General features: G+C 71.7%; 16 protein-coding genes. 4 read left to right on the top strand and 12 right to left on the bottom strand.

Annotated features, from left to right (window positions below):
• Window positions 1–35 precede the first annotated feature (35 nt).
• Window positions 36–2,936 carry a vitamin B12-dependent ribonucleotide reductase gene (locus tag QF032_RS28785; RefSeq protein WP_307046462.1) on the bottom strand — a complete coding sequence of 967 codons (2,901 nt, stop codon included), beginning with the start codon at window positions 2,934–2,936 and terminating at the stop codon, window positions 36–38.
• 164 nt (window positions 2,937–3,100) lie between these two features.
• Complete coding sequence (nrdR, locus tag QF032_RS28780) at window positions 3,101–3,688, bottom strand: transcriptional regulator NrdR (RefSeq protein WP_307046461.1); 588 nt, start codon at window positions 3,686–3,688, stop codon at window positions 3,101–3,103.
• 683 nt (window positions 3,689–4,371) lie between these two features.
• Between nrdR and lexA the strand changes: the two genes are divergently transcribed.
• The gene (lexA, locus tag QF032_RS28775) at window positions 4,372–5,151 is read left to right on the top strand and encodes a transcriptional repressor LexA (RefSeq protein WP_057575372.1); all 780 of its coding nucleotides are present in this window, start codon (window positions 4,372–4,374) and stop codon (window positions 5,149–5,151) included.
• 134 nt (window positions 5,152–5,285) lie between these two features.
• Here lexA and QF032_RS28770 read toward each other — a convergent pair whose 3' ends face one another.
• From QF032_RS28770 to QF032_RS28760, 3 genes are all read right to left on the bottom strand, one after another.
• The gene (locus QF032_RS28770) at window positions 5,286–7,268 is read right to left on the bottom strand and encodes an ATP-dependent DNA helicase (protein ID WP_306948937.1); all 1,983 of its coding nucleotides are present in this window, start codon (window positions 7,266–7,268) and stop codon (window positions 5,286–5,288) included.
• Between the two features lie 197 nt (window positions 7,269–7,465).
• Window positions 7,466–8,095, bottom strand: a complete 630-nt coding sequence (locus QF032_RS28765) for a GNAT family N-acetyltransferase (RefSeq protein ID WP_307058023.1) — start codon at window positions 8,093–8,095, stop codon at window positions 7,466–7,468.
• 61 nt (window positions 8,096–8,156) lie between these two features.
• Window positions 8,157–10,049: an IucA/IucC family protein gene (locus QF032_RS28760; protein ID WP_373430497.1), complete on the bottom strand. Its 1,893-nt coding sequence runs from the start codon at window positions 10,047–10,049 to the stop codon at window positions 8,157–8,159.
• 429 nt (window positions 10,050–10,478) lie between these two features.
• Here QF032_RS28760 and QF032_RS28755 point away from each other — a divergent pair, with 429 nt between their 5' ends.
• The gene (locus QF032_RS28755) at window positions 10,479–11,702 is read left to right on the top strand and encodes a trypsin-like serine peptidase (RefSeq protein WP_307058019.1); all 1,224 of its coding nucleotides are present in this window, start codon (window positions 10,479–10,481) and stop codon (window positions 11,700–11,702) included.
• A gap of 103 nt (window positions 11,703–11,805) precedes the next feature.
• On the opposite strand, the gene hflX is transcribed toward QF032_RS28755, so the two are convergent.
• From hflX to miaA, 6 genes are all read right to left on the bottom strand, one after another.
• Window positions 11,806–13,299: a GTPase HflX gene (gene hflX / locus QF032_RS28750; protein WP_306948941.1), complete on the bottom strand. Its 1,494-nt coding sequence runs from the start codon at window positions 13,297–13,299 to the stop codon at window positions 11,806–11,808.
• Between the two features lie 138 nt (window positions 13,300–13,437).
• On the bottom strand, window positions 13,438–14,997 hold the full coding sequence (locus QF032_RS28745; protein ID WP_307058017.1) for a M1 family metallopeptidase: 1,560 nt from the start codon (window positions 14,995–14,997) through the stop codon (window positions 13,438–13,440).
• 89 nt (window positions 14,998–15,086) lie between these two features.
• Window positions 15,087–17,267, bottom strand: a complete 2,181-nt coding sequence (locus tag QF032_RS28740) for a RelA/SpoT family protein (protein WP_307058015.1) — start codon at window positions 17,265–17,267, stop codon at window positions 15,087–15,089.
• Window positions 17,268–17,569: 302 nt separating this feature from the next.
• Window positions 17,570–18,439, bottom strand: a complete 870-nt coding sequence (dapF, locus tag QF032_RS28735) for a diaminopimelate epimerase (RefSeq protein WP_307046450.1) — start codon at window positions 18,437–18,439, stop codon at window positions 17,570–17,572.
• 32 nt (window positions 18,440–18,471) lie between these two features.
• On the bottom strand, window positions 18,472–18,981 hold the full coding sequence (locus QF032_RS28730; RefSeq protein WP_307050355.1) for a hypothetical protein: 510 nt from the start codon (window positions 18,979–18,981) through the stop codon (window positions 18,472–18,474).
• Between the two features lie 108 nt (window positions 18,982–19,089).
• Window positions 19,090–20,028: a tRNA (adenosine(37)-N6)-dimethylallyltransferase MiaA gene (gene miaA / locus QF032_RS28725; protein ID WP_307046448.1), complete on the bottom strand. Its 939-nt coding sequence runs from the start codon at window positions 20,026–20,028 to the stop codon at window positions 19,090–19,092.
• Between the two features lie 181 nt (window positions 20,029–20,209).
• Here miaA and QF032_RS28720 point away from each other — a divergent pair, with 181 nt between their 5' ends.
• Both QF032_RS28720 and QF032_RS28715 read left to right on the top strand, forming a co-directional pair.
• A complete protein-coding gene (locus QF032_RS28720) occupies window positions 20,210–20,575 on the top strand; it encodes a hypothetical protein (RefSeq protein WP_307058013.1) in 366 nt (121 codons plus the stop codon).
• 23 nt (window positions 20,576–20,598) lie between these two features.
• A complete protein-coding gene (locus QF032_RS28715; protein WP_306948947.1) occupies window positions 20,599–20,868 on the top strand; it encodes an antitoxin in 270 nt (89 codons plus the stop codon).
• Between the two features lie 119 nt (window positions 20,869–20,987).
• Here QF032_RS28715 and QF032_RS28710 read toward each other — a convergent pair whose 3' ends face one another.
• Complete coding sequence (locus QF032_RS28710; RefSeq protein ID WP_307046442.1) at window positions 20,988–21,704, bottom strand: class III extradiol dioxygenase subunit B-like domain-containing protein; 717 nt, start codon at window positions 21,702–21,704, stop codon at window positions 20,988–20,990.
• Window positions 21,705–21,837: the final 133 nt, after the last annotated feature.

The raw sequence follows: 21,837 nt of genomic DNA, 5'->3' as shown, positions 1-21,837 counted from the left end.
TGACGCGCTGGATCAGTTCCAGCGGACGTCCGACGTCAGCTGCAGCCGCTCGTCGACCCGCAGCCCTCGCAGATGTAGCACGAACCGGCGCGCTGCATCTTCGTGCCGCAGGAGAAGCAGAGCGGAGCGTCCGCCTGGATGCCCAGCTGCATCTCCACCAGTTCGGCGCTGGTGTGGACCTGCTTCGGGGCCGGCTCGACGGCCTCGACCTCGGCCTTCGGCGTGGCGACGGCCTTGAGGTCCGTCTGACGCGGGGCCGACTGGGCCAGACCCTCGACGTCCACGTTCTCCTCCTCGAAGGTCGGCTCGTACGAACCGGTCTCCAGGTGGCGCTGGCGCTCCTCGGCGGAGTGGATGCCGAGTGCTGAACGCGTCTCGAACGGCAGGAAGTCGAGCGCCAGGCGCCGGAAGATGTAGTCGACGATCGACTGCGCCATCCGCACGTCCGGGTCGTCGGTCATGCCGGCCGGCTCGAAGCGCATGTTGGTGAACTTCGAGACGTAGGTCTCCAGCGGCACGCCGTACTGGAGGCCGACCGAGACCGCGATGGAGAACGCGTCCATCATGCCGGCGAGGGTCGAACCCTGCTTGGACATCTTCAGGAAGACCTCGCCGAGACCGTCGTCCGGGTAGGAGTTGGCGGTCATGTAGCCCTCGGCGCCGCCGACCGTGAACGAGGTCGTGATGCCGGGACGTCCCTTGGGCAGCCGCTTGCGGACCGGGCGGTACTCGATGACCTTCTCGACCGCGGCGCGGATCGTCTCCTCGGCCTTCTCCGTGACCTCGGTCTTCTCCTTCTCCTTGGTCTTCGCGGAGAGGGGCTGGCCGACCTTGCAGTTGTCACGGTAGATCGCGAGGGCCTTGACGCCGAGCTTCCAGGCCTCGAAGTAGATCTCCTCGACCTCCTCGACGGTCGCCGTCTCCGGCATGTTGACCGTCTTGGAGATGGCGCCGGAGATCCACGGCTGGATCGCGGCCATCATGCGGACGTGGCCCATCGGCGAGATGGCGCGCTCGCCCATGGCGCAGTCGAACACCTCGTAGTGCTCGTGCGCGAGACCGGGGGCGTCGATCACGTTGCCGTTCTCGGCGATGTGGGCGACGATCGCCTCGATCTGCTCCTCCTGGTAGCCCAGGCGGCGCAGGGCCTGCGGGACGGTGCCGTTGACGATCTGCATCGAGCCGCCGCCGACCAGCTTCTTGAACTTGACCAGGGCGAGGTCGGGCTCGACGCCGGTGGTGTCGCAGGACATCGCCAGACCGATGGTGCCGGTCGGGGCGAGCACGGACGCCTGGGAGTTACGGAAACCGTTCTTCTCGCCGAGGCGCAGCACGTCCTGCCAGGCCTCCGTGGCGGCGGCCCACACCGGGGTGTCCAGGTCGTCCATGCGGACGGCCGTGGCGTTGGCGTCGGAGTGCTGCTTCATGACGCGGTTGTGGGCGTCGGCGTTGCGGGCGTAGCCGTCGTACGGGCCGACGACCGCGGCCAGTTCGGAGGAGCGGCGGTAGGCCGTGCCGGTCATCAGGGACGTGATGGCGCCGGCCAGGGAGCGGCCGCCGTCGGAGTCGTACGCGTGGCCGGTCGCCATCAGCAGGGCGCCGAGGTTGGCGTAGCCGATGCCGAGCTGGCGGAACGCGCGCGTGTTCTCGCCGATCTTCTGGGTCGGGAAGTCCGCGAAGCAGATGGAGATGTCCATCGCGGTGATGACGAGCTCGACGACCTTCTGGAAGCGGTCGGCGTCGAAGGACTGGTGGCCCTTGCTGTCGTCCTTGAGGAACTTCATCAGGTTCAGCGAGGCGAGGTTGCAGGACGTGTTGTCCAGGTGCATGTACTCGCTGCACGGGTTCGACGCGGTGATCCGGCCCGACTCGGGGCAGGTGTGCCAGTTGTTGATCACGCCGTCGTACTGGATGCCCGGGTCGGCACAGGCCCACGCGGCCTCGGCGAGCTTGCGGAACAGCGCCTTGGCGTCGACCTTCTCGATGATCTCGCCGGTCATCCGGGCGCGCAGGCCGAACTCGGTGCCGTTCTCGACGGCCGTCATGAACTCGTCGTTCACGCGGACGCTGTTGTTGGCGTTCTGGTACTGGACGGACGTGATGTCGTCGCCGCCCAGGTCCATGTCGAAGCCCGCGTCACGCAGGGCGCGGATCTTCTCCTCCTCCTTCACCTTGGTGGCGATGAAGTCCTCGACGTCCGGGTGGTCCACGTCGAGGACGACCATCTTGGCCGCACGACGGGTGGCGCCGCCGGACTTGATGGTGCCGGCCGAGGCGTCGGCGCCGCGCATGAAGGAGACCGGGCCGGAGGCGTTGCCGCCCGAGGAGAGGAGCTCCTTGGAGGAGCGGATGCGGGAGAGGTTCAGGCCGGCGCCGGAGCCGCCCTTGAAGATCATGCCCTCTTCCTTGTACCAGTCGAGGATCGACTCCATGGAGTCGTCGACGGCCAGGATGAAGCAGGCGGAGACCTGCTGGGGCTGCGGGGTGCCCACGTTGAACCAGACGGGGCTGTTGAAGCTGAAGATCTGGTGCAGGAGGGCGTACGCCAGCTCGTGCTCGAAGATCTCGGCGTCGGCGGGCGAGGCGAAGTACCTGTGGTCCTCACCGGCCTTCCGGTACGTCTTCACGATGCGGTCGATCAGCTGCCTGAGGCCGGTCTCGCGCTGCGGGGTGCCGACGGCGCCCCGGAAGTACTTGCTGGTGACGATGTTGACCGCGTTCACCGACCAGAAGTCGGGGAACTCGACGCCACGCTGCTCGAAGTTGACCGAGCCGTCGCGCCAGTTGGTCATGACGACGTCACGGCGTTCCCAGACCACCTCGTCGTACGGGTGCACGCCGGGGGTGGTGTGGATGCGCTCGATACGCAGGCCCTTGGTGGTCTTGGCGCCCTTGGCGCGGGAACCTCGTGCCGGACCGCTCGCCGTCTCTGTCATGCCGCCTCCCTCTGCGGGCGAAAACGCCCTGAAATGCCACGTTGTTCCCGTGGCACGTTGTTCTGTCTGGTGCTGCGGGCGTCCACGCGCCACCGCCCACAGCAGGTCTTCGTCCGCCGCCGCACCGGCCGCCCGGACTCGTGAGTCCGGTTCCGGCCCGTCGGTCAGTCGGTGGCGTGTGCGGGCTCGGGGACCTGCACGGTCCCTCCCGGCCCGCCGCCGTCTTCCTGGCTCCCCGCGACGGCTCCTGTGTCGTCCTCGGCCCGGGCGTCGTCCGCGCGGTCGTCGTCGTCCGCGTCGAACCCTCCCGGCCCGCGCCTGAGTTCCGCGACGGCGGCCTCGAAGTCCTCGAGCGAGTCGAACGCCCGGTAGACGGAGGCGAAGCGCAGATAGGCGACGAGATCGAGTTCCTGCAGCGGACCGAGTATGGCCAGCCCCACGTCATGGGTGGTCAACTCGGCGCTTCCGGTGGCCCGCACCGCTTCCTCGACCCGCTGGCCGAGCTGAGCGAGAGCATCCTCGGTGACCGGCCGCCCCTGGCATGCCTTGCGCACGCCGTTGATGACCTTCGCACGGCTGAACGGTTCGGTGACTCCGGACCGCTTCACCACCATCAGCGAGCACGTCTCCACGGTCGTGAACCGACGGGAGCAGTCAGGGCACTGGCGGCGCCGACGGATCGACGTGCCGTCGTCCGTGGTCCGACTGTCGACCACACGGCTGTCGGGGTGCCTGCAGAAGGGGCAGTGCATGTACTCCAACCCTCCTCACAGCAGACTCCATGGCCTCGCCAGGCCTCACGGGCCCCTCGAAGCAGCCCCAAGCATAGGGGATCCATGAGCATCCGAAGACACCGGGGACCACAACTTCTGGGCCGCTGCCGTAATCCAACCACTAGATGTAGGGATTGGCTCATACAACCAGGCCGCATCGCGTGTCGCGTCGACGATCTCACCGCACGCGTTTCGACGGTCACGCCGAGCACTCGAAACGGCCTGCACAAACCCGGCCGTCCGCCCGCCCGTCCGCATGCCCGCCGGGCACGCGCGCACACACGGACGCACGCGCGGCCTCGCGCGGACCCGATGCCGTCACGCGCGTGTGGCCGTATCGCCGTGGCCCGTGCGGCGATACCGTGAGCGCCACAAGGAGGAGCGGTGGGACTCTCGCGCAGAGCGGGGCCCGTCCCTGATCGACGGGGGGCCGGATGGCAGACTGGGGCCGCGCCTCACAAGGTCGTCGACTCCGGCGGTGAAGACTACAACAACGGGTGCGACGACGACCTCGCCCATCCGCCGGGAACCCGCGTCAGCCATACACCGCGACACGTGATCAAGTCAGGCGATCCGCGCTTTTTCACTCGAACGTGTGTTTGGCGCAACCTTTCGAAAGCCACTACCGTTGTCCAGCAGGGAGACAACCGAGAGGGGCCGACGTGACCACCACCGCAGACAGTGCCACCATCACTGCCCAGGACCGCTCCCAGGGCCGACTCGAGCCGGTGCATGCGATGAACGAAGCCATGAATCCCGAGGGACACAAGCGTTCCCTGCCGGGCCGACCTCCAGGCATCCGCGCGGACAGCTCGGGACTCACGGACCGACAGCGCCGGGTGATCGAGGTCATCAGGGATTCCGTACAGCGGCGCGGCTACCCGCCGTCGATGCGGGAGATCGGCCAGGCGGTCGGCCTGTCCAGCACCTCCTCGGTCGCGCACCAGCTGATGGCACTGGAGCGCAAGGGCTTCCTGCGCCGTGACCCGCACCGCCCGCGCGCGTACGAGGTGCGAGGCTCCGACCAGGCGGCCTCGGTGCAGCCCACGGACACCGCCGGCAAGCCCGCCGCGTCGTACGTCCCGCTGGTCGGGCGTATCGCCGCCGGCGGTCCGATCCTCGCCGAGGAATCGGTGGAGGACGTCTTCCCGCTCCCGAGGCAGCTGGTCGGCGACGGCGAGCTGTTCGTGCTGAAGGTCGTCGGCGACTCGATGATCGAAGCCGCGATCTGCGACGGCGACTGGGTCACCGTACGCCGCCAGCCCGTCGCGGAGAACGGCGACATCGTGGCCGCGATGCTGGACGGCGAGGCCACCGTGAAGCGCTTCAAGCGCGAGGACGGCCATGTGTGGCTGCTCCCCCACAACGCCGCCTACGAGCCGATCCCCGGCGACGACGCGACGATCCTCGGCAAGGTGGTGGCCGTACTCCGCCGCGTCTGAACACGGCGACGGACGGGCCTTCCCCGTCCCCCTGACTGGGCCCCGGGATCCCTGCGCCGATTCCGGGGCCCTGTGCTGCGCCCGGGTCCCCGAAGGGCCCGGGCGTTCACCAGTCGGGGCCTGTTCAACAGGGCCTATTCCGTCTCTGCCTCCGCCTGCTTCGCCTTCGCGTCGATCGCCGCCAGCGACCTGCGGACCTGGTGGGGGTCGGTGGTGTACCAGAAGTCAGGCAGGGACGCCTTGAGATAGCTGCCGTAGCGGGCCGTCGCCAGCCGCTGGTCCAGGACGGCGACGACCCCGCGGTCCCCCGACGCCCGGACGAGGCGGCCCGCCCCCTGTGCCATGAGCAGTGCCGCGTGCGTGGCCGCCACGGCCATGAAGCCGTTGCCGCCGGCCTCTTCCACCGCCTTCTGGCGCGCGCTCATGAGGGGGTCGTCGGGGCGCGGGAACGGGATCTTGTCCATGACGACCAGCTGGCAGCTGGGGCCGGGGACGTCGACGCCCTGCCACAGCGACAGTGTGCCGAAGAGACAGGTCTGCGGATCCGCCGAGAAGTTCTTGATCAGCTCGCCGAGCGTCTCCTCGCCCTGGAGCAGGATGGGGAACTCGGGGATGCGCACGCGCAGTTCCTCGGCCGCGAGCTGCGCCGCACGCATGGAGGAGAAGAGGCCCAGGGTGCGGCCGCCTGCAGCCTGGATCAGTTCGGTCAGCTCGTCGAGCATGTCGCCGCGGTCGCCGTCCCGCGCGGGGCGCGCGAGGTGTCTGGCGACGTACAGGATGCCCTGCTTGCGGTAGTCGAAGGGCGAGCCGACGTCGATGCCCTTCCACTGCGGGACGTCCTCCCCCTCCGTGCCCTCCGGGGCCAGCCCCATCGACGCGCCCACCCCGTTGAAGTCTCCGCCCAGCTTCAGCGTCGCCGAGGCGAGGGTGACGGAGCGGTCGGTGAAGAGCTTCTCCCGCAGCAGACCCGACACCGACATCGGAGCGACCCGCAGCGACGCGCCGAAACGGTCGTGCCGCTCGTACCAGACGACGTCCCACTCGGATCCGTTGGTGATCCGCTCCGCCACGTCGTGCACCGACTCGACCGAGGCCAGCGCCTGTTTGCGGACCGCGTCCTCGTCCTGGACGGACTTGTCACGGGTCGATCCGATGGCGGAGATGACGGTCCGCGCGGCGTCGCGCAGCGCCATCAGCGCGTAGCCGAGGTCCTCCGGGATCTCCTCCAGACGGCCCGGCAGCGCCAGCTCCATCAGTCGCTCGAAGCCCTCGGCGGCCGTCTGCAGCTGGTCGGCGGCCTTCTCGTCGACCAGCTTCGCCGCCCGGCGTACGGCGCGGTTGACCTGGCCGGGGGTGAGCTCGCCGGTCGCGACGCCGGTGACCCGTGAGACCAGCTCGTGCGCCTCGTCGACGATCAGCACTTCGTGCTGCGGAAGGACGGGGGCGCCCTCGATGGCGTCGATGGCGAGGAGGGCGTGGTTGGTGACGACGACCTCGGCCAGTTTGGCGCGCTCGCGGGCCATCTCCGCGAAGCACTCGGCGCCGTACGCGCACTTCGTCGCGCCCAGGCACTCCCGGGAGGAGACCGAGATCTGCGCCCAGGCCCGGTCGGACACGCCCGGGGTCAGGTCGTCGCGGTCGCCGGACTCTGTCTCGTCCGACCAGTCCCGCAGCCGCAGCAGGTCCTGGCCCAGCTTGCTGGTGGGCGCGGCGGCCTCGAACTGGTCGAAGAGGCCTTCCTCCTCGTCCTGCGGGACGCCTTCGTGGAGCCGGTGCAGACACAGGTAGTTCGACCTGCCCTTGAGCATGGCGAACTCCGGGCGGCGGCGCAGCAGCGGGTGCAGCGCCTCGACCGTGCGCGGCAGGTCCCGCTCCACGAGCTGGCGCTGCAGGGCCAGCGTGGCGGTCGCCACCACGACGCGCTCCCCGTGGGCGAGCGCGGGCACGAGGTACCCGAGCGACTTTCCGGTGCCGGTGCCGGCCTGGACCAGCAGATGGGAGCCGTCGTCGATCGCCTCGGCGACGGCTTCGGCCATGGTCACCTGGCCGGGGCGCTCCGTGCCGCCGACGGCGGCGACGGCGGCATGCAGGAGTTCGGGGAGTGAGGGCTTCGTCATAGCGCGACCACCCTACGGCGCGGCACTGACAATCGGGCGCTCGAGGCGGACGGGAGGGAAGGGATCAAGGCGGTGGCCTCTCGCTGCGGGAAGGTGAGGCGGACGAAGGTGAGCGGTCCGGGGCGGGAAGTGACCGGTCGAAGTCCAACGGGCGACCAGTCCCGACCTCTGAGGACAGCCGAAGGCCGGTGAGGGGGTCACAGCAGATCACGCAGGCTCCGGTCCCGGACCATGAGGGCGGCCCGTTTGGCGGGAAGGTCCAGCTCGGTGAAGAACCGGAAGCCGGCGCTCAGAAACGCGGCGACGGACGGGACGTTGCGCAGGTCGGGCTCGGCGACCACTCGGGCACAGGCGGGCGATCCGGCCAGGACGAGGTCGGCGACGGCGCGCAGCAGCAGGCTCCCGAGCCCCCGCCCCCGGTCGGCGGCACCGCCGATGAGCAGGTGGATCCCGGTGTCGTACGGCCGGGCCGGGTAGTGGCCGGCCAGCGGATCGAGATCGGCCCGGTAGATCTCCCAGTAGCTCATGGGCCGCCCCTCCAGCACACCGAGGCACGGGACGCTGTGCCCGTCGGCGGCGAGTTGTGCGCGCAGGTGTCGCGCGGTGACGCGTTCGGGTCCCGCCAGTTCCCAGAAGGCCGCGACAGCGGGGTCGTTCATCCACCGGCCGACGAGCGACAGGTCCCGCTCGACGTGCACGGGGACGAGTCGGAACGCGCCCACCGACGTCCGGGCCGCCTCCCAGTCACCGACCCGGAAGGCGGGGACGGGGGCGCGCGCGGGGCGGGCTCCGGCTCCGGTTCCGGTTCCGGTGTCGACGGACCGCACGGCGGGCTCCTCTCAGGCGGACGCACGGCAGGCGACGGCGAGCGGCAGGCGGGCGCCCGGTTCAGGGGCGCAGGGGATTGGGGACGGTGACGTAGACGGACTGGGTGTCCACCGGTCCGACGAGTTCGTCGAGGCCGTGCAGCCGGGTGAGGAGATTGGCCTTGCAGCGCAGGACGCGCGAGTCCAGCAGCCGCGCGGGCAGCGAACTGCGCAGCCGGCCCGGGCCGCGGGCGGCGTCCGCGAGGAAGCGCCGGAAGGCGGCGAGCAGCAGTCGTTCGTGGGCGAGCCGCTGCGAGCCGAACGCGCCGACGAGTCCGAGGACGTTGTTGATCCCCAGGTAGTAGCAGAAGCGCTCGTCGGTGATCTCGTCGGCGACGAAGGTGTCGCTGGCCTCGCCGATCCCGGGCAGCCGGGCGGCGAGGTCCGCGCGGCGGGACTCGCGGAAGTAGTAGCCCTGGTTGTCGCGGTAGCGGCCCCCCGTGGGCCAGCCGTCGGCGTCCAGCAGGAGAAGGGTGTTCTGCTGGTGCGCCTCCAGCGCGATCCCCGCCTCGCCGTCGAGCCACAGGACGGGACGGACGACCCGTTCCAGGTAGCGCAGGAACCACTCGGCGGCGACCGCCCCGGGCGTCCGGCCGGTCCGTCGGGCGAGGCGGTGGACGATCGAGGCCAGCCGGGAGCGGGGGACGGCGGCCGGGTCCGGGGTGGTCGCGGCGGCGTCCGTCCGCGGGCCGTGCGGTCGGGGTGCGACGAGACCGGCGAGGCAGGCGACGTCGTCCGCCGGGGCGAACGGGTTGTGGCGGATCACCACGTCGAGCCCCGTCAGCGGGAGGCCGTCCGGGCCGTCGACGGCGAGCCAGGCCGGGTCCCGGACGATGTCGAAGCCGGGGTGCGCGGCCCGCCACCGGCCGGCCAGGCCGGCGCGCAGCAGTCGGTGCACCTCGACACCGCGGTGGAGTTCCTTGCGGAGGTTCTCGCGCCGGGAGTTGGTGATGCGCACTCCCAGAGACAGTTTGAGCATCGCGGCGGCGCCGGAGCGATGGACGGTGCGCACGGAGGAGGTCGGGTGCCAGGGCAGGCCGTGGGCGCCGAGGTCCCGGAGCAGTCCGGCGTCGAGGAGTGCCCGGATCTCCGGGCGGCGAAGCGCTTCACGCAGTTGCCAGGGATGCATCGGCAGGGCCGCGAAGCCGTCGGGCAGCGGCAGGCCGGGGCCGGCGAGCCGGGCCGTCAGCACGGCGGCGGGGACGGGGCGGCCGCCCTCGGTCCAGGCGGAGTCGGTGGCCAGCACGGACGGGGCGACGGCGAGCCAGTGCAGGGGGAACGCGCCGCGTGCCTCGGGCGAGTACAGGCGCGCGTCACCGTCCGAGAGCCCTTCGCGGCTCTTCGGGGTCGGGTGCAGCGGATGCCCGAGCACCAGCGCCTGCTCGGCGGCGAGGAACAGGTCGGGAGCGTCGGCGGGGCGTTCCCGGCGCTCGCCGATGAAGGCGGCTGTGCGGCGGACGGAGTCGGCGACGCGTGCCACGAGGTCGGCGCCTTCGCCGTCGGCGGTGACCTGCCGGGCTTCGCCGCCGTCGCGGGGCGGGCCGGTCCGGCCGTAGGCCGGGGTGGCCTCGCGGGCCAGCAGGGCGGCGACCATCACGGCGTCCACGGGCGGGGTGTGCTCGGGCGCGCCCGCCAGGCGGGGCAGGCCGAAGCGGTGCATGCCCGTCGGCGACCAGTAGAGGACGGGTGCCAGCAGCGCGACCCCGCTGGCGGGCAGCGGCACCCGGAGGAAGCCGTCGGCGGGTGCGGACAGGCCGGCCTCGCGCACCCAGCAGCGCAGCAGGTTCTCCACGGCGGCGGCCTGGGCCGCCGTGTGCGGATCGGGGTGATCCAGGAGATCGGCGGTGGACTGGGGGGCGGTGGTCAAGGTCGCTCCTGGTGATGAAGGCGGCTGTGCGGGCCGGGCCGGTGACACGGCCCGGCCCACCGGCTCGCTCACGGACGTCCTGGGGCGCCGGCTCGGCCACGGCCGCGCTCCCTGCCGACCCGCAGTTCAGCGGCGGGCGCCACAGCAGCCCCTGTCGCTACAACCCCGGGCGCGTCGAGCGGTTACGGGTTGCCTCAAGATCCCCGCTGTGACCGAACAGTTGCCGTTCCGTCGGAAGTCCCCCACAGCGACCGCATATCGTGTGGTGGCATCGCACCCGGTCGTGAGTCCCGCTTGAACTCGACGTGAGATCACCATGAGTTCGACGGGGCGTGACCGAGTTCGCTTGCGTTCGGTCGGGTTGAACCGACTCGACGGAGTACAGCCACGTCGGGTCGAGTTCGACCGCGTTCCGCCGGGTTCGCTCTGCGGGACGGCCGGAGTTTCACGTTCGTTGACAGCAGGGGGAGTACCAGCATGCGATCCATACGGCCGTCGTCCACCGCTCGCCGGGGGAGGAACGCGCGTCGCAGAACCTCCCCCGTGCTGAGCGCGCTCGCCCTCGCCTCGGTGCTCGCGCTCACCGCGACCGCCTGCGATTCGGGCGACGCCGACGCGAGCGGTCAGGCGAGCGCCTCGGCGTCGGCCACGGACGACGGGAAGATCACGATCCCGGACGACATCAAGGACCGGCTCAAAGAGCACGGGATCGATCTCGACAAGTGGAAGAACGGCGCCTGGAAGAACTGGGACAGGGACGACTGGCTGCGCGAGGCGCAGGACTACGTCAACCCGATCATCAAGGGGCTGTGGGACCCGGACCGGATGCGGGAGGCCGAGGACCCGGACCGCGGGGTCGACGACAGCGACCTCTCCGGCGACCAGGGGGTGACCGACCCGACGCCGGCGGCGGTGGAGGCGAAGGCGGTGTCCCCCGCGTACCACGCCAACGCACCCCAGGCGGGCAAGGTGTTCTTCGACTCCCCCGAGGGGACGATGGTCTGCTCGGCGACCGTCGTGCAGGATCCGGCCCACCCGGGAAAGTCCAACCTGGTCTGGACGGCGGGTCACTGTGTGCACGCCGGCAAGAAGGGCGGCTGGTACCGGAACATCGCGTTCGTCCCGTCGTACAACGACTCGGGCAAGTCGGCCGCGCGGATGGAGTCGGCGACCAAGGAGGAGGCGGCTCCCTACGGTGTGTGGTGGGGGGACTGGGCGCAGACCTCCGACCAGTGGATCGCCCAGGGCGGCCAGAACGGCGGTGACGGCGCCTCCTACGACTACGCCGTCATCCATGTGACGCCGGAGGAGGGCGGTTCCGGCAAATCCCTGGAGGAGACGGTCGGTTCGGCGCTCCCGGTGGACTTCAAGGCCCCGGCGGTGCCGAAGGTGGGTCGCATCACCGCGACCGGCTACCCGGCGGCGGCGCCCTACGACGGGCAGAAGCTCTACCAGTGCAAGGACAAGCCGGGACGGTTCTCGCTGAGCACCGCGGACCCGACGATGTACCGCATCGGCTGCACGATGACCGGCGGCGCCTCGGGCGGCGGCTGGGTCGCCACGGGCTCGGACGGAAAGCCCGCGCTGGTGTCGAACACCTCGATCGGCCCGGTGCGCGCCGGCTGGCTCGCGGGCCCGCGGCTGAACGACGTGGCCAAGGGCGTGTACGACTCGGTGAGCAAGAAGTTCGCCAACCGGTAGCCAGGACCGACGGCGGCGCTCGGCCGCACGCACGCGCGATGGCCCGCCCCCCGCTTGCCGCGGGGGGCGGGCCATCGCGCGTTCAGCGGACCAGGACGACGGCTCAGGCGGCCGGCGCCGGCACGTAGGGCGCGAGTTCCGCCGCCAGCTCCTCGTGCACCCGCGCCTTGAGCAGGGTGCCCTCCGCCGTGTGCTCCGCGGAGATCACCTCGCCCTCGTCGTGGGCACGGGCGACCAGCTTGCCGTGGGTGTAGGGCACGAGCGCCTCGACCTCCACGGACGGCCTCGGGAGCTCGCTGTCGATCAGCGCGAGCAGTTCCTCGATGCCCTGGCCGGTGCGGGCGGAGACCGCGATGGAGCGCTTCTCGACCCTCATCAGCCGCTGCAGCGTCAGCGGGTCGGCCGCGTCCGCCTTGTTGATGACGACGATCTCGGGCACGCCGGTGGCGCCGACGTCCCGGACCACCTCGCGCACCGCCGCCAGCTGCTCCTCCGGGTTCGGGTGCGAGCCGTCCACCACGTGCAGGATCAGGTCGGACTCACCGACCTCCTCCATGGTGGAGCGGAACGCCTCGACCAGGTGGTGCGGCAGGTGCCGGACGAATCCGACGGTGTCCGCCAGGGTGTACAGGCGGCCGCTGGGCGTCTCGGCCCGGCGCACGGTCGGGTCCAGGGTCGCGAACAGGGCGTTCTCGACCAGGACGCCCGCGCCCGTGAGGCGGTTGAGCAGGGAGGACTTGCCCGCGTTGGTGTAGCCCGCGATGGCGACGGACGGCACCTTGTGACGCTTGCGCTCCTGGCGCTTGATCTCGCGGCCGGTCTTCATCTCCGCGATCTCCCGGCGCATCTTCGCCATCTTCTCGCGGATCCGCCGCCGGTCCGTCTCGATCTTGGTCTCACCGGGACCGCGGGTGGCGAGACCGCCGCCCTTGCCGCCGCCCATCTGACGGGACAGCGACTGACCCCAGCCGCGCAGCCTCGGCAGCATGTACTGCATCTGCGCGAGCGCGACCTGCGCCTTGCCCTCTCGGGACTTGGCGTGCTGGGCGAAGATGTCGAGGATCAGGGCCGTACGGTCGATGACCTTGACCTTGACGACGTCCTCGAGGTGGATGAGCTGGCCCGGGCTGAGCTCACCGTCGCAGATGACGGTGTCGGCACCCGTCTCGAGCACGATGTCGCGCAGCTCGTTCGCCTTGCCGGAGCCGATGTAGGTGGCCGCGTCGGGCTTGTCACGGCGCTGGATGACGCCGTCGAGCACGAGCGCGCCCGCGGTCTCCGCGAGGGCGGCCAGCTCCGCGAGGGAGTTGTCCGCGTCCTGCGCGCTTCCCGTGGTCCAGACGCCCACGAGCACGACCCGCTCCAGACGGAGCTGGCGGTACTCGACCTCGGTGACGTCCTCGAGCTCGGTGGAGAGGCCTGCCACGCGGCGCAGTGCCGCGCGCTCGGAACGGTCGAACTGTTCGCCGTCCCGGTCTCCGTCGATCTCGTGACTCCAGGCGACGTCCTCTTCCATCAGGGCATCGGCCCGAAGACCTTCGGGGTAGGCGTGCGCCATGCGCTGGGTGTCCTGGGAAAAGGAAGAAGAGGAGGTCATTGGATCCTTACGTCGTTGACAGATGCCGAGTCGGCGTCCTACACGCTGCACAACGCACGAGGGGTCCGGGAGATTCCCGTGTCCCGTGCCGCGGCGACCTGACGATGGTCGCACGGCACGGCCCGTCTCGTCACGGCCTTATTTCGCGGCGGGCGGGGCCTGCGGAGCGGGCTTCGGTGCGTTCCCGGCCGGGTTCTTCACGACCGGAGTCTTCACCACCGGCGCCGTCGCCTTCCAGTCCGGGTGGCCCGGCATCGGCGGGGTCTTCTCGCCGTAGAGCCACTCCGTGAAGAACGGGGTCAGGTCGCGTCCGGAGACGTTCTCGGCGAGGCGGGCGAAGTCTGCCGTGCTCGCCGTCGAGTCCCCGTGGTTGTGCGTCCAGGCGCGCTCCAGGTGCTCGAACGCGGCCCGCCCGATCTCCTGGCGCAGTGCGTACAGGACGAGTGCGGCGCCGTCGTACACGTTGGGGCGGAAGATGCTGATCTTCTGGCCGGCCGTCGGCGCCTTGGGCAGGGCGGGCGGTCCTCCCGCGGCGCGCCAGCGGTCGGAGGCGCCGTAGGCGGCCTTCATGCGCGCGTCCAGGGTGCGGCCCGACTTCTCCTCCGCGTACAGCGCCTCGTACCAGGTGGCGTGTCCCTCGTTCAGCCACAGGTCCGACCAGGTGCGCGGCGAGACACTGTCGCCGAACCACTGGTGGGCCAGCTCATGGACCATGATCGACTCGACGTACCACTTGGGGTAGGCGGGCTGGGTGAAGAGGTCCTTCTCGAAGAGGGACAGGGTCTGCGTCTCGAGTTCGAACCCGGTGGAGGCGTCGGCCATGAGCAGACCGTAGGTCTCGAAGGGGTAGGGGCCGACCCTGCGCTCCAGCCACGCGATCTGTTCGGGGGTCTTCTTCAGCCAGGGCTCGAGGAGGGCGCGGTCCTTGGTGGGCACGACGTCCCGCAGCGGCAGCGCGTGCGGCCCCTCGCGGTGCACGACGGTGGAGCGGCCCACGGACACCTGGGCGAGCTCGGTCGCCATGGGGTGCTGACCGCGGTACGTCCAGGTGGTCGTCCCGCCGGCCTTCTCCACGCCGGCGGGCAGCCCGTTGGCGACGGCCGTGTAGGCGTCCGGCGCGGTCACCCGGATGGTGAACATGGCCTTGTCGGAGGGGTGGTCGTTGCACGGGAAGACGAGGTGCGCGGCGTCCGCCTGGTTGGCCATGGCGAGGCCGTCCGCGGTCCTGACCCAGCCGCCGTCGCGGTCGCCGCTCATCACGGGATCGCTGGTGTGCCGCACGGTGACGCGCATCCAGCTCCCCGGGACGAGCGCGTCCCGCGGAGTGATCACCAGGTCGTCGTCCACACCGGTGAAGGCGGCCGGCCTGCCGTCCACCTCGACCGAGTCGACCTTGCCGTGCGCGAAGTCGAGGTTGATCCGGTCCAGGGCGGCGGTGGTCCAGGCGTTGATGACGGTGACGGCCTGGAGCGGCTTGTCGTTGGCGCCGGAGTAGGTGAAGGACAGGTCGTACGACGCGACGTCGTAGCCGGGGTTGCCCAGGTTCGGGAAGAGGCGGTCGCCGACGCCGAGCGGGGCCGCAGGCGCGCCCGCGGCGACGAGGCAGACGGAGACGGCCGAGGCGAGCAGCGCGGACTTCAGCCGGGCGCGGGGGGTCTGCAGCGCGGACTTCAGCCGGGCGCGGGGGGTTGGCAGCATGCACCACCGCTACCAGCGGGCGGGGGTGCCGCGTCGGCGACGCGCGCCCGGCCCACCCGAACGGGTGGCTCACGCGCGCGTGGGCAGACCTACCTCGTCACGGAGGAGGCCGCGGCGTGGTGCTGCGCGCGCCCCACGTCGTACACGCCGGGCACGTTGCGCATGGCCCGCAGCAGGGCGGGCAGGTGGGCCGCGTCGGGCAGTTGGACGGTGTAGGTGTGACGTACCCGCTGCTGGCTCGGCGGCTCGACCGTGGCGGAGACGATCTCGGCGCCCTCGAGCGCCATGGCCTCGGTGAGGTCGGCGAGCAGGTGGGGGCGTCCGAACGACTCGGCGACCAGGGTGACCCGGCATCCGGTGGTGTCGCCCCAGCGCACGGCGACCTCCTCGCGCCCCGCCTCCGCCATGCGCGCCACGGCGGCGCACTCGACGCGGTGCACGGTCACCACTCCCCCGCGTACCGAGAAGCCGGTGACCTCGTCGAGCGGCACGGGCGTGCAGCACCCCGCGAGCCGGACGGTCGCGTCGGGCCGGTCGACGACGGTGATCGCGGCTCCGGGGCGCGGCGCGGACGGGTCCGCCGGGGCGGTGTCGGCCGCGGACCGACGGGCCGGCGGTGCGGTCCCGGCGGGCCCGGCGGCGGGTTCGGCGGCCGCGTCCTCGGCGGGCGCCGGGTGCGTCGTCAGCCAGCGCTGGATGGCGATCCGGGCGGCGGGGGTGTGGGCGTGCTCCAGCCACTCCCGGGAGGGCTCCGAGGCGGGGTCCTGGCCCATGAGGAGCTGGACGGTGTCGCCGTCCCGCAGGACGGTGCTGAGCGTCGCCAGCCGGCCGTTCACCCGGGCGCCGATGCAGGCGTGGGCGTCTTCGCCGTACTGCGCGTAGGCGGCGTCCACGCAGGTCGCTCCCTCGGGCAGACCGAGGGCGCCGCCGTCGGGACGGTAGACGGTGATCTCGCGGTCCTGGGCGAGGTCCTCGCGCAGGGTCGACCAGAAGGTGTCGGGATCGGACGCGGCCTCCTGCCAGTCCAGGAGGCGGGAGAGCCAGCCGGGCCGGGTGGGGTCGACGCGCTCCCCGTCCGCGGGCGCGCCCTGGCCGCTCTGTTCGTCCGCGGAGGCCGTGTAGGGGTTGCCGAGCGCGATGACGCCGGCCTCGGCGACCTTGTGCATCTGGTGCGTGCGGATGAGGACTTCCGCGACCTGGCCGTCCTCGCGGGCCACCGCGGTGTGCAGCGACTGGTACAGGTTGAACTTGGGAACCGCGATGAAGTCCTTGAACTCCGAGACGACCGGCGTCATACAGGTGTGCAGTTCGCCCAGCACGGCGTAGCAGTCGGCGTCCTCGTTCACCAGCACCAGCAGCCGGCCGAAGTCGCAGCCCCGCAGCCGGCCGCGTTTGCGGGAGACCCGGTGGACGGAGACGAAGTGCCGCGGCCGGATGAGGACTTCGGCCTGGATGCCGGCCTCGCGCAGCACCGTGCGCATCACGTCGGCGAACTCGGCGAGCGGGTCGGTCTCCTGCGCCGCGTTGCCGGCGATCAGCTCGCGGGTGTGCGCGTACTCCTCGGGGTGCAGGATCGCGAAGACGAGGTCTTCCAGCTCCGTCTTGAGGGCCTGGACGCCCAGGCGTTCGGCGAGCGGGATGAGGACGTCGCGGGTCACCTTGGCGATGCGCGCCTGTTTCTCGGGGCGCATCACGCCGAGGGTGCGCATGTTGTGCAGCCGGTCGGCGAGTTTGATCGACATCACGCGGACGTCGTTGCCGGTGGCGACGAGCATCTTGCGGAACGTCTCGGGTTCGGCGGCCGCGCCGTAGTCGACCTTCTCCAACTTCGTGACGCCGTCGACGAGATAGCGCACCTCGGCGCCGAACTCCTCGCCGACCTGATCGAGCGTCACATCCGTGTCCTCGACGGTGTCGTGGAGCAGCGAGGCCGTCAAGGCGGTGGTCTCCGCGCCGAGTTCGGCGAGGATCAGCGTCACCGCGAGGGGGTGTGTGATGTAGGGCTCGCCGCTCTTGCGCATCTGCCCGCGGTGCGAGGACTCGGCGAGCACATAGGCGCGGTGCAGGGGTTCGAGGTCGGCGTCGGGGTGGTGCGCGCGATGGACTTCCACGACATGGCTGATCGCGTCGGGCAGCCGGCCGCGGGAGGCGGAGCCGAGCAGCGCGGCCCGGCCCAGGCGGCGCAGGTCGATCCGGGGAAGGCTGCGCCTGCGGGGCGTGGCCGGGGTTACCGGGCCTGGGGTCGCAGGGTTCGTGGCCTCCGCACTCATGGGCACCTCCGGCTGCGTCGACCGGCGGACGGGGTGTCCCAGGGCGGACACGGCTCAGGGGACTGGTTGAACGGTCCCCCGTCCGGGCCGGTGCTTGATGCTACCGAGCCCATCACGCGCGACCGACCGCCTCTCGCCGAGCGTGAAACGGATCACCCATTCGAGCGACGGACAGCACGTTTACGGTTTCGAGCCACCTCGGTTGCGGTCGATCAGGCATTCACATCCCGTGATCAGGGCGGGGAGGGCCCCGATGGTTGCTCCGGGCCGTGCCTCGCCTCCGATACGAAGCCTCGGCAGCGTCAGCGAAGGGCTGTTTCCAGCCACTCGGCATCGATCTCTCCTGTGGCGACGATCACGGCCGGCCCGGTCATCTCGATCTCGCCGTCGGGTCGCTCGGTGATCACCAGACGTCCGCCCGGAAGGTCGACCGTGTACGTGACGGGTGTTCCGGTGACCGCCGGGTCGGCGCCGTCCCTGCGTGCGGCGGCCACGGCGACGGCGCACGCGCCCGTGCCGCACGAGCGGGTCTCGCCGGAGCCGCGCTCGTGCACGCGGAGGGCGACGTGCCGCGGGCCGCGGTCCACGACGAACTCGACGTTGACCCCGTCCGGATAGGCGGCGGCGGGGCTGAAGGGCGGCGGGGAGAGCAGGGCGCCGGCGTGTGCGAGGTCGTCCACGAAGGCGACGGCGTGCGGGTTGCCCATGTTCACGTTGCGCGCGGGCCAGCTGCGCTCCCCGACACTCACCGTGACGTCGCCCTCGGGAAGGCGGGCCCGGCCCATGCCGACCGTGACGTCGCCGTCCTTGGCGAGGTGCACGCGCTTCACGCCCCCGCGCGTGGCGACCGCGAGGTCGCCGTCGGTGACGAGTCCGGCGTACTGGAGGTAGCGCGCGAAGACGCGGACGCCGTTTCCGCACATCTCGGCGATCGAGCCGTCGCCGTTGCGGTAGTCCATGAACCACTCCGCCTCGGCGGCCATGTGCCCGGCCTCGGGATGCGCCGCGGACCGCACGACGTGCAGCACCCCGTCTCCGCCGATGCCCGCGCGGCGGTCGCACAGGGCGGCGACGTGGGCCGGGGAGAGGTCTACGGCGTTCTCGGGGTCCGGGACGATCACGAAGTCGTTCTCGGTGCCGTGCCCCTTGAGGAAGGCGATCCGGGTGCTCATTCCTCGATCGTACGGCGTGGCGCGCGGCAGGCTCAGCGCAGCCTGGCGACCCGCCAGACGGCCAGCGCCACGACCGCCGCGACCATCACGACGTAGGCGAGGGCGACCCGCCAGTCGGGTCTGCGTCCGGAGCCGCGCGGGGGCAGCCCGGGCCACGTGTAACCGACGCGGCGAGAGGCCGTCATGCCCCATCCGGCCGCGCAGAAGCAGATCAGCAGCCCGAGCATGGCGATCATGGCGCCGCTGTCGCCGAAGTCGAAGGCGAGCGGGAAGGCGAACATCAGGGAGCCGATGGCGGCCAGGGCCACGATGGGCGCGAGCTGCCAGATCCGCAGTCGGCGCTGCGGGCGCAGCTCGACCTCCACCTCGGGGCCGCTCGCGAACATCTCCTCGGGCTCGGGACCGTCGTCGCTCACGCCGTCCCGGGTGTCGTCCTCGTCCGGCCCATCGGGGCTCAGACGGCCTTCCTCCGGCTCCGTTTCACCACGCTCGGTGGTGAGGGGTTCGGTGCCTTGTGCGGTGTCGCGAGGGCCGGCCTCCATCGCCACGCGCCCTCCCAACTCGGACTCCACTTGGTCGATCGAAGCTCGATGATGGCACGGCGCGGGAGGCCTGGATGACGGCCTGGGCGTCCCGATGCAATGACGTGATCAGGCTGTGACCGGTCGCTCCACGAACGCCAGTGCGGACTCCGGAAGTTCTGTGAGATCAGCCGCAGCCCCACTCAACCAGTGCACCCGCGGATCGCGCCTGAACCACGAATCCTGACGGCGCGCGAAGCGCTTGGTGGCACGCACGGTCTCCGCGCGCGCCTCGTCCTGCGTGCACTCGCCGTTCAGGGCCGTGAGGACCTGCTGATAGCCGAGCGCGCGTGAGGCCGTACGGCCCGCGCGCAGGCCCTGGGCCTCCAGCGCGCGGACCTCCTCCACGAGTCCCGCGTCCCACATCCGGTCGACGCGGCGGGCGATGCGTGCGTCGAGTTCCGGGCGCGCCACGTCCACGCCGATCTGGACGGTGTCGTAGACCGAGTCGTGTCCGGGCAGATTGGCGGTGAAGGGCTTGCCGGTGATCTCGATCACCTCGAGGGCCCGGACGATACGGCGGCCGTTCCCGGGCAGGATCGCCTGCGCGGCCTCGGGGTCGGCCGCGGCCAGCCGGGCGTGCAGGGCTCCCGAGCCGCGCAAGGTGAGCTCCTCCTCCAGCCGGGCGCGGACCTCGGGGTCGGTGCCGGGGAACTCCAGGTTGTCGACGGCGCCGCGGACGTACAGGCCGGAGCCGCCGACCAGAATCGGCCACCTGCCCGCCGCGAGCAGGGCGTCGATGTGCTCCCGCGCCAGCCGCTGGTACTCGGCGACGGACGCGGTGACCGTGACGTCCCAGACGTCCAGGAGGTGGTGCGGGACGCCGCCGCGCTCCTCGGCCGTCAGTTTGGCGGTGCCGATGTCCATCCCTCGGTAGAGCTGCATGGAGTCGGCGTTGACGACCTCGCCGCCGAGCCGCTGGGCCAGGAAGACGCCCAGATCGGACTTTCCGGCCGCGGTCGGTCCGACGACGGCGATGACGCGGGGGGCGGGGGGTGCGCTGCTCACGCCACCAGTCTCGCAAACGTCCGCGCCCACCCTCGAACGAGTTACGTGACGGGGCCCGTGCGGCGTCGTTCCCCGTTGCGGGATTCCCGTCGCCCTCGCGGGAGCGGCGGCCTCCGGTCGCGCGAACGGGCGCACCGGCCGACGCGGGATTTCGCCCGCACGAGTACCGTATGGAGTGGATATGGGCTTTTTGGAGCGACTTTTCGGAAGGTCGAAGGACTCGGAGGAGGCGACGGCGGAGGGCGCAGCGGCGGAGGAGGCGACGACCGCCGATGAGGCGGAGCAGTCGGCCGAGGTCTCCCCGGCGCCGCAGCCCGAAGGTGCCGGGGCCGACGGCCCTGCCGCCGAGGCCGAGCCCCGGACGGAGGCCGAGCCCCGGACGGAGACCGAGCCCGGGACGGGGACCGAGCCGACGGCCGGGTCGAAGACGGGGCCGGAACCGGAGAGCGAGACGGAAGCGGCCGCCGGCGACGGCGTCGGAATCCCCCGGCAGCAGTCCGCCGAGGAGGCCGCAGACAGCGCGGCGGACGACGGCGCCCGCACGTGAGGAACCCGCGAGGAAGGTGACCCATGGGTCTCTTGGACAGTTTGAAGGCCAAGCTCACCCCGGCCAGAGGCAAGGTCTCGGACCTCGCGCTCCAGCACGGGGACAAGGTCCAGCACGGCATCGACAAGGCCGCGCACGTCGTCGACGAGAAGACCAAGGGCAAGTACAGCGACAGGATCCACACGGGCACCGGCAAGGCCAAGGGCGCCATGGACCGGCTCGCGCACAAGGACGGCTCAGCGGGGGGCGGCGACACCTTCACACCGCCGAACACGCCCCCGCCGGCCTCCTGAGCTACACCTGCGCCGACCCGGCGACAGAACGGCGGACGGCCGCGCGGCACACGCGCGCGGCCGTCCGCCGTTCTGTCGCCGTCCTGTCGCGTCCTGTGCCGGGAGTCGTCGCCGCGCGGCTACGACCAGGTCGCGACGAAGTACCCCACGCCGTACGGCGCGTCGTCGTACAGCAGGGCGCCGGCCGGCGCCGTGCCCTCGGCGGCGCCCGCCAGCACCTGCCAGGGCGCCCGGCCCGCCGCCTTGAGCTCGTGGGCCAGTTCGGCGTCCAGTGCCTTGAGGGCCTCGACGTCCGCGGCGCCGAGCGCCCGGGCGACCGCCGCGTCGAACGGCGCCGCGCGCTCGTCGAGGTAACCCGGGGCCTTCAGCGTCCGGCACGCACTGCCGTCGCCCATCACCAGGAGGGCGACCCGCTCCGCCGCCCCGCCGATCCTGCGGCCGACCTCGACGCACCGTTCGGCAGCGAGCGGCTCGCCCACGCCCAGGCCCTCCACGGGGGCGCCCGACCAGCCGGTCCGCTCGAGCAGCCAGGCCGCCACGGCGAGGGACGGCGGCAGCTCCCGTCCTGCGGGCGTGTCCGCGCCGCCGTCGCCCAGCCGGACGGCGAGATCCACTCCGAAGCCCCGCAACGAACCCCGGGCGCCCTCGGGGTGCGGACCGCGTCCCGACTGCCCGGCAGGCCCGACGACGACGAGGCGGTCCGCCCGGGCTGCGGCGAGCACGGCCAGCGCGTCGGAGCAGGCGGTGCGCACGGGGTCCAGCTCGGGCGCGGCACCCGCGGCGACCTCGGGCACGAGGAGCGGCGGACAGGGGCAGACTGCGGCAGCGACAAGCATGATCGGCAGGGTATCCCCGCGGGACGACCCGGCGGCGGCCCTCGATCGGACCGCCTGTGGGGGAGGGGAGACGAGGGCGACAAGGTCGACGGGCGAAGACCGCGCGCACGCGGCCGGCCGGTTCGCGGTCGCC

The organism is Streptomyces achromogenes (genome assembly GCF_030816715.1).
In the GTDB taxonomy this organism is placed as follows: Bacteria; Actinomycetota; Actinomycetes; order Streptomycetales; family Streptomycetaceae; genus Streptomyces; species Streptomyces achromogenes_A.
Note: the sequence above shows the minus strand (reverse complement) of the source record. Positions and strands in the feature narration are given on the sequence as shown.